This window comes from Microbacterium sp. ARD31, from assembly GCF_031844425.1.
On the sequence record NZ_JAUZVE010000004.1, the window covers coordinates 310,561 to 322,592 of the forward strand.

General features: G+C 63.9%; 11 protein-coding genes and 1 tRNA gene. 4 read left to right on the forward strand and 8 right to left on the reverse strand.

The features are described from left to right. Nucleotides 1–66 precede the first annotated feature (66 nt). Genes Q9S36_RS15055 through Q9S36_RS15070 form a run of 4 tightly spaced genes read left to right on the forward strand, consistent with a single transcriptional unit; the run spans nucleotide 67 to nucleotide 3,414 of the window. Nucleotides 67–585, forward strand: coding sequence for a hypothetical protein (locus tag Q9S36_RS15055; RefSeq protein WP_311285793.1), 519 nt, complete (start codon nucleotides 67–69; stop codon nucleotides 583–585). Further along, the gene (locus tag Q9S36_RS15060) at nucleotides 582–2,354 is read left to right on the forward strand and encodes a TraM recognition domain-containing protein (protein WP_311285794.1); all 1,773 of its coding nucleotides are present in this window, start codon (nucleotides 582–584) and stop codon (nucleotides 2,352–2,354) included. Before Q9S36_RS15055 ends, Q9S36_RS15060 begins: the two co-directional genes overlap by 4 nt. A gap of 60 nt (nucleotides 2,355–2,414) precedes the next feature. Beyond that, entirely contained in the window at nucleotides 2,415–2,837 is a 423-nt protein-coding gene (locus Q9S36_RS15065; protein ID WP_311285795.1) for a single-stranded DNA-binding protein, read from the forward strand. 7 nt (nucleotides 2,838–2,844) lie between these two features. Next, entirely contained in the window at nucleotides 2,845–3,414 is a 570-nt protein-coding gene (locus Q9S36_RS15070) for a hypothetical protein (RefSeq protein ID WP_311285796.1), read from the forward strand. Between the two features lie 131 nt (nucleotides 3,415–3,545). On the opposite strand, the gene asnB is transcribed toward Q9S36_RS15070, so the two are convergent. From asnB to Q9S36_RS15110, 8 genes are all read right to left on the reverse strand, one after another. Next, nucleotides 3,546–5,360, reverse strand: a complete 1,815-nt coding sequence (asnB, locus tag Q9S36_RS15075) for an asparagine synthase (glutamine-hydrolyzing) (protein ID WP_311285797.1) — start codon at nucleotides 5,358–5,360, stop codon at nucleotides 3,546–3,548. 76 nt (nucleotides 5,361–5,436) lie between these two features. Beyond that, nucleotides 5,437–6,777, reverse strand: coding sequence for a hypothetical protein (locus Q9S36_RS15080; RefSeq protein ID WP_311285798.1), 1,341 nt, complete (start codon nucleotides 6,775–6,777; stop codon nucleotides 5,437–5,439). Nucleotides 6,778–6,780: 3 nt separating this feature from the next. After that, entirely contained in the window at nucleotides 6,781–7,812 is a 1,032-nt protein-coding gene (locus Q9S36_RS15085) for a serine protease (RefSeq protein WP_311285799.1), read from the reverse strand. An 849-nt stretch (nucleotides 7,813–8,661) separates the two neighbouring features. After that, the gene (locus Q9S36_RS15090) at nucleotides 8,662–9,630 is read right to left on the reverse strand and encodes a hypothetical protein (RefSeq protein ID WP_311285800.1); all 969 of its coding nucleotides are present in this window, start codon (nucleotides 9,628–9,630) and stop codon (nucleotides 8,662–8,664) included. After that, complete coding sequence (locus Q9S36_RS15095) at nucleotides 9,623–9,898, reverse strand: hypothetical protein (protein ID WP_311285801.1); 276 nt, start codon at nucleotides 9,896–9,898, stop codon at nucleotides 9,623–9,625. Before Q9S36_RS15095 ends, Q9S36_RS15090 begins: the two co-directional genes overlap by 8 nt. A 389-nt stretch (nucleotides 9,899–10,287) precedes the next feature. Next, nucleotides 10,288–11,613 carry a tyrosine recombinase XerC gene (gene xerC, locus Q9S36_RS15100; RefSeq protein WP_396653771.1) on the reverse strand — a complete coding sequence of 442 codons (1,326 nt, stop codon included), beginning with the start codon at nucleotides 11,611–11,613 and terminating at the stop codon, nucleotides 10,288–10,290. Continuing rightward, nucleotides 11,556–11,741 (reverse strand): helix-turn-helix domain-containing protein, encoded by a 186-nt coding sequence (locus tag Q9S36_RS15105; RefSeq protein ID WP_311285803.1) that lies wholly within the window; start codon nucleotides 11,739–11,741, stop codon nucleotides 11,556–11,558. Before Q9S36_RS15105 ends, xerC begins: the two co-directional genes overlap by 58 nt. A gap of 205 nt (nucleotides 11,742–11,946) precedes the next feature. Then, nucleotides 11,947–12,022, reverse strand: a tRNA-Ala gene (locus Q9S36_RS15110). Nucleotides 12,023–12,032 lie beyond the last annotated feature (10 nt).

Below are 12,032 nucleotides of genomic sequence, written 5' to 3' on the forward strand. Positions count from 1 at the left end.
ACAGCGCACGCAGCGCGACGATCCACCGACGCGATCCGGCTACCGCCGGTCCTTCCCGTGATCACCATGACGATCTCGGCGGACGGCACGATGACTGTCGCCGTCGATGGGACGCCGTTTGAACCGCCTCGGTTCGGGGCACCGTGGGCCCGCGCGTCCTTTGCGGAGATCATTGACACGGTGCTGCTCGCTCACGGCGCGCCGGTGAGGGTTGTCGTCCACGAAGCAGACGGCACGGTCTTCACCGACCTCATCACCCGGCCGCTGCAGGGCTCAGTCGCCCCGAGTGCGCCGCCGCAGGTTCGGGACGGAGGGTCTAGCGCTCCGGCGGAGCCGTCAGCCGTTCCCGCAGCAGTCATCGATGCGACGCCCTTGATCGAGCCGCCTCGCGTTGTCTTCGGCGAAGAGGGTTTCCTCCCGGGCGAAGAGGTAGCCCTAGCGATCATCGTGCGTCACATCAAGGCCTCTGCGAACGGGTCCGCACGAGCGTTGCTGGAACCGGCGCTCTGCCGGGTGAGCGCCGATGGCGAGGTCGTCCTCGTGGGGAGAATCTCTGGCACGTGTGTCTTCGGGATCGTCACATGACGCGGCCCCACGGTGTCGGTGTGTCCGGTCCCGACGGGCTGACCAACGTCGCGCTGCTCGCTCTCGGCGGGGCCGTTGCGGTCGCCGGCATCCTGCGTGTGGGCGGCAACCTCGCCGCCATCCTGTCGGGAGCGGAGCAGCCGACAGGTGGTCTGGCAGCGGGGCTCGGTGTCTTCGGCTCCCCCGCTGACCCAGGGACGGCACTCGGATCTCCTGGGCTCAATGCCGTGGCGTACTGGGCTGTCGTCGTGGCGTTCGTGGCGCTGCTCAGCGTTTCGGGGTGGTGGGTGTGGCGCGTCATCCGGAACCAAACTCGTCACGCCAGGTCCGACCCGAACCGGATTGCCGGCATCGCGACGTCGGTCGACGTGCGTCGCGCTGCCTCCGATCGCGCGTTGCTGTCGCGCGCTGCCCATCTCCGCGCCTCCGTCGATAAGCCGCGATCCGAGGACGTCGGCTATCTCGTGGGCGTGGCACGAGGAACGAAGGTGTGGACGTCGGTCGAGGATTCGATCCTCGTGATCGGCCCTCCCCGGTCAGGCAAGGGCGCCCACATCGTCATCAACGCGATCCTCGATGCACCTGGCACCGTCGTCACGACCTCCACCAGGCCGGACAACCTCACGACCACCATTCGCTCGCGCATGAGACGGGGGCCGGTCGCCGTGTTCGATCCGCAACATCTTGCTCCGGGCGTACCGGCGGGCTTGCGGTGGTCGCCGGTACGCGGCTGCGAGCTCCCACTCACCGCGATGATTCGCGCCGCGGGACTCGCAGCCGGTACAGGCCTGTCCAGCGTTGGGGTGGAGAACGGCGGCTTCTGGGAGGGCAAAACTCGTACAGCCCTTCAGTCGTTGCTGCACGCTGCGGCGCTCGACGGACGCTCGCCTGGTGAGCTCTTTCGCTGGACGCTCGATCCGGCCGCGGCGAAGGATGCCGTCGCGATCCTCACGTCCAACCCTGCCGCCGCGACGGGATGGGCCGACTCGCTTGAGGCGATGATCGACGCCGACCCACGCACGCGCGACTCGATCTGGCAGGGTGTATCTCTGGCGTTGGCGGCTCTGGCTGACCCTCGTGTCCTCGATGCAGTCAGCCCGAGCGAGGACGAGCAGTTCGATCCGGAGACCTTTCTCCGACGCAACGGCACCCTGTACCTTCTCGCGACGGGCGCTGGCGCCGGCGCATCCTCCTCCCTCGTCGCCGCGCTGGTCGAAGACCTCGTCGAAACCGCGAGGCGCGTTGCCGCGAGATCCCCAGGCGCCCGCCTCGACCCGCCGCTGCTTCTCGCGCTGGATGAGATCGGCAACCTTGCCCCTCTGCCGTCGCTGCCTGTCCTGATGGCGGAGGGCGGTGGCACCGGCATCACCACGATGCCGGTGCTCCAGTCCCTGGCGCAGGCCCGGCAACGGTGGGGCGACAACGCAGCCACCGCGATCTGGGACGCGAGCATCGCCAAGATCGTGCTCGGCGGTGCCTCAGGATCCCGAGATCTCCAAGACATCGCCACCCTGATCGGCGACCGCGACGAGGCCACCGACTCGATCACAATCGGTGAACGCGGCATGCGCTCCAACCAGCGATCAACGCGCCGGGTTCCGATCATGCCGCCCGACGTGATTCGCACGCTGCCGTACGGCACGGCGCTGGTACTGCTGAGGTCGGCGCCACCTATCGTCACGCGCATGCGCGAATGGACTGCCCGCCCCGACGCCGCGGACCTCCGTGCCGATCGGGCTCGTGTCGAAGAGCAACTACGGCGGGGATAGGCAACGCACCTACCAGGTGATGGCCGACCTGCGGCCCTTTGGTAGGAGCATCCGATGACTATGAACACCCAGCAGTCTCTCTCCGGTTTCATCGCGTCGCAGCCTCAGCTCGCATTCAACGCGAAAGGCGAAGCCCGCTTCTGGGTGCGCATCGGGCAGGAGCACTTCGAGCGCAATGAGGACGGAACGTTCACTCAGACCGAGACCACTTACCACGACCTCGTGATGTTCCGGCGCAACGCGGAGCGGGCCTACGCGATGTTCAACAAGGGCGACGTATTCATCGCCGAGGGCTACACGCACACCGCGACGCGGGAACGCGACGGCGAAACGGTCGAGACCGAGGAGTTCGTCGCCAAGCGCATCGGCCACGACTCCGCGCGCACGAACTACATCTTGCAACGCCGCCGCAACCAGCTTCCGTCGGTAGCGGCATCCGCCCCGTCGACGGCAAAGCCCGCCGTCCGTCCCGTGGCCATCTGAGCACTTGATGACCGCCGACGAGCCTCTGCATTTTCCGGGGTACGAGTTCGAGCCACCGACGCCCGACGGCCCCGAACGTGCGGCGGATGGCCTGCCGAGTGTTCCCCGCCCGGTGAACTGGAACGTGCTCAGCTCGGATCAAGCGGCATTCGAGTGGGTCGAGCTCGACAGGTGGGTGAGCTGGCTACGACGCACCTATGGCCTCGGACCGTCGATCATCCCGCCGCTGTGGCATCGACACTCCGAACTCGTCTGGGAGCTCTCCGCTCTCCACCTGCACTGGCTATGCGCCTACGACGAAGAGCAGCACGGCTCCGCACCCCTCGGCTGGCACCAGGACTTCGCCGAGGCCCGAGAGCGCCTGCACGACTGGGTCGCCGCCTGCGGCTCGCGCCTCGACCGCGACAGAGCGACACGACAGACCGCGTGGCCAGGCGAAGGTCCTGCGCCGGCAGTCGAAGATGTCACGATCCAGGACCGCGTCGCCGACTTCCGCAAATTCGTCATCGAAGACGTCGCACGCAGGCGAGCTGTTGAGGATGCCTACTTGGCATCAGCGTCGGAAAAATCGACGTAGCCTCTGCACGGCCATGCCGTTGGACACTTGCGAGACATGCACCGCGACCGCAAAGGCATATTCGCGCACCATCGGTACGTTCGCCTTCACATTGGGAGACTCGCGAAGGCGTGATGGCCAAGCATTCGGCGTCAAAGAGCAACCATTGGGTCGTAAATCTTCGTCCAGCGATAGAGACTGAGGATCCTGCCTAGCCAGACCGATGCCCGCGCCTGGACCTCGCGTCTACCTTCAAGCGCATCTTCGATCGCAGCTGCGTCGAGTGCCTCGGCGAGCCACCAGTCGTCGTCTTGCAGGCATGTCATGACCGCGTCGCGTAGGTACTTTGCGTGGCCATCGCCGCCAAGGGTCGGGTACGATGCCTTCCGTCTTCGCTGGATCTTGTCGGGCAAGTATCCACTGACGGCTTCTCGGAGGAGGTGCTTCTCAGTTCCTCCAACAAGCTTGTATGACGTCGGCAGCTGCCAAACGTACTGCACCAGCACCTGGTCGCAGAACGGCACTCGCGCCTCGACTCCGTTGGCCATAGATGCGCGATCCATTCGTTCGAGCTGGCCCGGCAGGAATTGGCTCAGGTCGAGGAACGTCATGCTCCGAAGAGTTCGCAGCTCCTCGGGTTCCCCTTCCATCACGGGCGCCCGTTCCATGGCGGCACGGAAAGACTCGGCCACGTAGCCCTCAAGATCGATCGTCCGCCTAAACTCCTCCGTAATTGCGCCCGACCACATAGATAGATGGTTACGCCACGGGAACGCTGTGAGACCATCGCGGGCGTTCCGGAACCAGGGGTACCCGCCAAATAGTTCATCGGCGCCTTCGCCGACTAGCGCGACCGGTCGCCGCTCCTGGGATATCCGCTCGAATAGGAGCAGAAGGGAAGCGTCCATGTCGCCCATGCTCGGTAGATCCCGACATCGGATTGCGTCGTCGAGGCGGCTGTGAATGTCTGACTCGGTCAGCAACAGATGTTGATGGTCGAGGCCGAGGGCCTGGACAATAACGTCGATATACGGCTCATCGGGTTCAGGTCGAAACGCGGTCGGCGAGAATCGAGAGGTCGGGTCGACATATCCGAGGCTGAATGAGGACAGACTCCCAGTGAACATCGTCTGCGCTATCGCGGCAATCGAGCTTGAGTCCACACCGCCCGAAACCGCAGCACATAGGGGTACGTCGGAACGGAGTTGAAGTCGAACGGTCTCCTCCAGAATGTCGCGTACATCCGCGACAGCATCGTCGAATGAGGTGGTGTCGTTGAGCTGGGCGCTCAGCTCCCAGTATCGGGATCTCACCACCCGGCCCGGCGACCAAGTGACGATCTCCCCGGGGCACACTTCGTCGACTCCGTCGTAAATCGGTGATCCCGGCGTCCTGTAGGGCCACATCCCGAGCAACTCGCAGATGCCTGAGCGGCTCAGCGTGGGGCCGAGACGCCCACTAGCGAAGAGAGCCTTTGGCTCCGAGGCGAACTGAACCGATGACCGATCGTGCGAAAAGTAGAGAGGCTTGATGCCGAGAGGATCCCTGGCAAGGTGAAGGACTTGGTGTTCGCTGTCCCAGATGGCGATAGAGAACATTCCGCGGACCAGAGCAAAGATGTTCGTGCCCCACTCGCGGTACCCACGCGCAATCACTTCAGTGTCCGAGTTCGTCAAGAACATATGCCCCCGACCTTGGAGAGTCGCGCGAAGTTCTCGATAGTTGTAGATCTCTCCTCCGAACACAAGTACCGACTCCTCGCGCGGCAAACCTGCGGTCCATGGCTGAGTTCCGCCAACTGGGTCGATGACTGCCAAGCGTGTATGCCCGAACGTCGTGGGTCCGTGACTCGAGACGCGAAGCCCGTCGGGACCTCGCGGCGCGAGAGCTTGTGTCATACGTTCGACCTGCACCTGACGAGCCTCACGAGGCTGCGACACGTCAATCAAACCAGCGATCCCGCACACAATTACTCCCGGATTTCGTACGGGTGTTCAATACGCTCGTAGCCCATCAGCGATCGAATCGGGCTAGGCAACTCAGTCAAGTATTCTCCGGCCCTGAGCTTTGGAACTCCTCGATGATGTCGACTATCTCGGCGCTCAGCTTCGACGTGGAGAACGGCTCCGAGTTTGCTGAAGCCAGGACACCTCGCATCAGCTTCCTGTGCCAGGATGTCCGAACGTCGATCGGGGAGTCGAGCATCGGACGCAATGCCGCGATCGCACCATCCAAGTCCTGCAGTTGCATGCGCGCGTGCGCCAGATGGCCCTGCGCGATCAGCAGGTCCGGGTGGGAACGTTCCTCGCTCTTCGGATCCGAGAAGATGTTCACGGCCAATTGTGACTGCGTCTCCGATTGACGCGCGGTCGCAGCGTCCTTGTTCAACTCGACAAGCGCCGTCCCTGCATAGAGCTTGACCTTCCCTTCGGGAAAGCCGAAGATCCCTGGGAGATCAAGGGATCCGGCGCTGTCGGCCTCTTCCGCTTCATCGTTGCCCTTCGCGAGGTACTCCATCGTGGCTTCCGACCTGCCGAGCTTCGCGGCAGACTCCGCCGCCGCGCTGTACAACCGCGACCGGATCTGTCCGGTTGCGGAAGTAGTTAGCAGTCCTCGCTCTGCCACTAGCAGTGCTTCGCGATTGAGATCCTCGAATCGGTAGAGCATCGATAGAGTGCCGGATGCCCAAGCGCTCATGTAGTCGGAGTTCGCCAGCTCTGCCAAATCCAAGCTGTTCTGAGCGAATGCCCTCGCATGTCTCGTCTCGTCGAGGTACAGGGAAGCATAGGAAAGCAACCCCTGTACTTGAGCGGCAAGGTTGAAGAGCGCGGACTCGGCGTTCGGGTGCCGGTCCTTCTGCAAGCTCGGAGCTAGTTCGTGCCATACAGGCAGAACAGTCTCCACCACCTTCGCGGGCGGGGTCCAGTTGTACGACCGGGCGATGTCCGCGATCTCGGTGTGAATCCCCGCGATGTAATCATCTCGGAAATTGCCGCGTTTGATTCGGTTGATTAGTTCGCCAGCCTCAGCGCGATTGGATGCCAGTTGCTCATTGAGCGCCGAGACCGAGCGCCCAGCGCCTCCAGCGGCAACCCCCTCAGCGGCAGTCGTTGAGACTCGTCGGACAGCCGCCTTGAGCAAGTCAGAAGCTGGGTGCGCGGGATGCTCATCGACCAGAGTACGGAGAACCCTCGTCTGGGCGTCCGGGCGGGCCTCCAGCCATCGCAGGAACTCGGCCGTAACGACAGGCATCGGTTTCAACGACGACGAGAACTCCGAGATCCGGTAATTTCCCGCTCTCGCGAGAAGCGCGTCGAAAGCAGTCTGCTCATAGGTTGACAGCAGTCCCGTGACCGCCCTTGCCTCGCCGCTCGTCAGAAACACGGGCTAATCGCCGCCGATCCGAATGCTTTTCGCGCCTAAATCCTCAAGAATCGCATCAATCCTGATCGCCTGATTGAACGGCATCGTGCCCCCCGGCCCGTCGAACCCGGCGTGGTGGAGCGCAACAAGGGTCAGGTTCGCATCAAAGACTGGGGCCCCCGATGACCCACCCTCCGTGTTGACGCTGTGACGAACTCTTGCCGCGCCGACCGAGAGAACTGAGCCGATATCGATCTTCATCGGCTGCGCGCGCGGATGCTGAACCACTAAGAGCCCGTCATGCGGCCTCAGCACACGCTCTATGGGCGCGAGACGGATCGATCCTCTGGGGTTCCCGCCATCAACCACTGCCCTACCTGCAAAGCCATCCGCTATCTGCAGTAGGGCGTAGTCCAAAGCCTTCGGACCGGAATCGATAGTCATGTCAGCATGCATGACAGGGCAGGGACTCCATGCGAGCACCCGGTCGATCGCCACAGTCACCATCGGCGTGGCGTATTGCTCAGGACCAACCTTGAAGTCGAACTGGCACTCAATTGATGCGATTGGCGCGCCGTCCCCATCAACGCAATCAGCAACCACATGATGATTGGTCAGCACGTAGCGCGACCCGACCAAAAATCCGGTTCCGAAAGAACGGGGGGTCTCTATCCGACAGACCGCTGCCTCGATGCGCGCGACCTCGCTGCGGAATGAAGCCACGTCTTTGAAGCTCCCACGGCCCGTTCGGACCAACACTTCCAAGAGGTCGCCGGGCGGCATCTGGACGAAGCCAGCCTCGTCGAGAATCTCGACGAAGATGTTCACGTCTGGCCGAGCGTCACGCAGCGCCAGAATCAGCTCCTCGACACGGTTACGCTGATCGAAGTAGCGGAGAACATCAACTGACTGTTGCGAGAAGTTCTTCATCACCGAAGTCACGTTCGCGATCGGCAACCCGAAACGTGTTTCGAGCAATCGATCCATGGCGAACGGATCGAAGTGACTCTCCATGGCGGAAAGCACCCGCTCGACTTCATTCCGCCCAAGTTGCATAACACGTATGTTAGAGGGCTCATGTGGGCGTCCTAGCGTTGCGACACTTGCCCTGAGGGTTGGACGAGTTGATTCCGGTGCGGCTAATCGGGATGGAGAAGTCCGGCGATGTCCAGCAACTGCCACTCCATGGGCAAAATCGCTTACCGCGCTAGGTTGATGTCGTGAAATGGCCCTGGCGACGTGCCGCGCGTGAACCCGTCGACTTCGCTCCGAACATGGGCGACCTCGTTCCGAGTCAGCTCGATCTTCTGGAGGCCCAATTGGACCGACAGGATGCAGCGATGACTGGTCGGGTTTCAAACTCGAACACTCGCGCCGCAATCTTGATCGGGGCGAGTGGGGTTCTTGGCGGCACCGACCTTGTTTCGGCGTCCGGAAACTCGTGGATCAGCGGCGGAACACTATTCCTCTACTTGCTCGCCGCGCTTTGCGGGCTTCGCGTTATGCGCTCGCGTCTTGGGATGCAACCGGATCTCCCCGCGGCACTCGTTGAGTACGCCACGGTGAAGACGATCTGGTTACGGCGTTCCCTTCTCGCGAGTCGTCTTGCTTCTCACGAGCGCTCTCGCGTCCAACTCAATCAGCGACAGGTCTGGCTGACCTCCGGCTTCGTCCTGCTCGTCCTCGCTTGGACAGCTTCCGGTTTGGGCACTATATATGGGGTTACACATCCGCGACCCGCGGACTCCACAGTCGTTCGAATCGAAGGAATCTCAAATGCGGCAGAGCACCCCTGACGACGACGGCCGCGGCGACGGCGAGGTGAAGATAATCACGCAGGAGGTGATCGAACACGCGAAGCCCGTGGAGCCACACCCGAAGGGTTGACGCCCGCTGCGGGATCGATCAGAGCGGGATGTCGCGGTCTCCCTTCCTGAGATCCGCCGTCAGCCACCGGAACGTGGTGAAGGATGAGGTCGGGGAGGCTGCGGCGCGACGGAGATAGCCGGTAGTCGCGACATCGAGAGCGCGGCGGCGCGGCTCGGTATACACGTCAAGCGGAAGGAGGCCCGCGCGGAAGCGCGTCCGCGAAATCTCGGCGACACGCGCTCGGAGTTCGACTTCGTGATGGGCGAAGTATTCGTCCGCGACGGCCAGAATCTCACGGACCACGCGACGGATCTCAGACCGCTCCTGCCACGCGTGCACCAGATCCGGAGGAGTCGGCTCGTCCTGAGCTTTGATTCGGGCGATGTCCTCACGGGTCCGGCCCTGCGCGAAGAAGGCGTCTGCCGCAGCATCGTTGTGACGTCGCTCCGGCGCGTGAACCCGGTGAAGCTGTCGGTCGGGCAGTCCTGCACGTGCGCGGCGACGCTGCAGACGCCTTGCTTCGTTCTCACGCTCACGATATGTCGCGCGTTGTTCAGGAGTGGGCGACCATGCAGGGTCGCGGTCGGCAGCCCGGGCGCGGTCGACCGCGCGGCGTCGCGCCTCGTTCGCCTTGTCTGGGTCAGCAGCCTCACGTGCCCGCCGACGCTCGGCGATCGCGTCGCGATTGCGGTGGTAGTAATCGCGCTGCGCCTGCTTGTAAGTCTCCGGGTGCTTCTGCTTGTAGCGCTCGCGCGCTTGCTGACGCTCCTCCGGGTGCTCCGCTGCCCACGCTCTTGCGCGATCGATCCCCTTCTTGCGGTGCGCCTTCTCCTCCCGTTCGCGTTGAGCACGAACCCGCTCCCGCTCGCGGTTCTTTCGGCGGATGTCCTCGCGATTCCGCTCACGGTAGTCCGCGTAATACGTCGGGTGGGCGTCGTTCCATGCCTTCCGCTGTGCGGCCAGTCGCGCTGCCCGCTCGTCATCGCTCGTCTGCGCGTCATCCATGGTGGTCTACTGCGAGAAGGCGGTCGAGCTCAACAAGAGCGGTGAACAGCTCCTCGCGCGTCGCGGTCGGATCGGTGATCGCTCGGGCGAATAGCGCACGCATCCGTTCTCGCTCGGCGTCGGACACGCCACCGAGCCGGGCGAGACACCATTCGATGTCTTCGGTGAGGCTGTAGCTGGGATCATCCACCTCGATGCCGGGGTAGTACAGGAACGCGAGCACAGCCACGTGCTCCAGGACAGCGTCAGCGCGCTCACGATCGCTCATGGCAGGAAGGTGCGCACCCCGCGCCCAACAGCCCGCGCGGCGATGTCTGTTGGTCGTTCTACTCTCATGCGTGTTCGGCCGGAGGAGGGTGGCGCGATGGCCGAACCGCGCCGACGGCACCCGCTGCTCGCAGCGCAGGAAGGTCCCACTGGCACGTGAGCATGGTCGACGGGTTGGACCCCGTGTACGGCACCATCCAGATCCGCCGACTGAACGCCACTGAAGTTCGCTACCGTGCCGGCTTCCGGGGCGAGGTCATCGTCTGGTCATCAGCCCTCCCCCTGGCGTGTGAGCGGGTTCACGGCGAGTTCCTGCGGAACCACGGCCCGAACGGCGGGCCAATCGCGAGTTGGGGCACGAACGATCGAGGGCAACCGATCGAGTACCTGTTAGGCCGCTTCGATGTCTTCCTCGTCGAGGAAGTCCAGCACCGGATCATCACCCGCTCGGTCGTCAGTCGAGAGCAGCGAGGTGTCAGCGTTTACGCGCCGTAGTGTCCGTTCGAGGAGTCCCGCGGGCCCCCGATCCACGCTGCGATCCGGCTCGATGTAGTGACCTTCTGTGATCGCGGTCGATCCGTGGCCGAGGAAGGTGGCGGCAGCGTCGGCGCTCGCCCCGCGCGCGATGACGGTCGCGCCGGTGCGCCGATACCAGCGCAACGTGATCCCCTCCCCCGCGAGATCTGCCAGCTCGAGGAACGCTCGGAAGGTACGTCGCACATTGAACGGGCTCAGTGGCCTGCCCGCGCGATTGGCGAAGATGGTCCGTTGCGGGTCGGTGGTCGGGATGCTGGTGAGCCGTGCTCGAAGGACGTTCGCCGCGAAGTCGGGGACCGCGATTCGGCGGATAGAGTGCTCGGTCTTCGGGTGGTCTTGACGGACGGCGCCGCTGCCGGTGCGCAACACAACCGTCCCTGTGACCGAGATCGTCATCCCGCTGGGACCGTCCTCAACATCGCACACGCGGAGAGCGAGGCACTCGCCGATGCGCAGCGCGGTTCCGAGGAGCACTTCGATGATGTCGCGTACCTGGCCGTCGGGCTTGGGTCCCTTGACGTCGGGGCCGGTCCGCCAGCGAGTCGCGGCATCGCGGATCGCGCTGATCTGCTCGACGGTCAACGCCTGACGCTCACCCTTGGGGCGGCGCAATGGACTTGTTCCCTGCACCGGATTCCTCGGGATCGCGTCGTGGCGAAGAGCAAAACCGAAGAGCTGGTTGAGAACAGTCCGCGAGTGGTGCGCGCGTGAGGGTGACACCGCATTCTCAGAGCGCAGGAACCATTCCACGCGGCCCGTGGTGATCTCACCGAGTGAGAAGTGCTGGAACTGCGGCCGCACGCGGAGGCGGAGATCGTCACGGTAGTTCTTCTTCGTCCCGTCGGACAGCTCGCGCATCTCCAGATCCTCGAGCCACAGGTCAGCGAGGTCACGGAAGGAGCTGCTGAGATCGAGCAAGCCGCCGGACCCGAAGCCCGGCCTGTCCAGGAGGCGCTCCTTCAAACGGGCTCGGGCGGCCGACTCCGTACGTGCAGCGCCCGTCACTCTGCGCAGACGTCCGTCGGCGTCACGGATCCGCGCAAGGGCCACATACGAGGTGCCGCGCCTGCTGACGCTGATGGTCCCGTACGAGCCGATCAGGGTGCGTGGCCGCCCGCCGTTCACGACGCACCGCCGGCGTGACGTCGCTCGTCTGCCAGCTCCATGCGCTGGACCCATGCGTCGATCTCGCTCTTGCGAAACCGCAACTGCGTGCCGACGCGGAATCCACGGGGTCCACGGCCCTTGCTCCGCAGGTCGTAGATCGTCTGGACGGAAACCTTCAGCTCGGCGGCAAGCTCGGCCAACGAGACGTAGTTTCCGTGTCCCGACTCTGTTGCGCCAACCGCGTCCATACAGCGAAGGTGCGCGGGCGGTGCCGCGTACCTTCCAGATACTTCGAGAAGGTCCGAGAGCGCACTGCGGCGACCCGGCGAAGTGTCCAGTAAACGACTACCAAACATTCAAGCTCCCTGATCAGGGAGTAAAGATTTGGGGCTCTACCGGGAGTTTTGGTGGACCTGAGGGGACTCGAACCCCTGACCCCCTGCATGCCATGCAGGTGCGCTACCAGCTGCGCCACAGGCCCTGACTGTCAC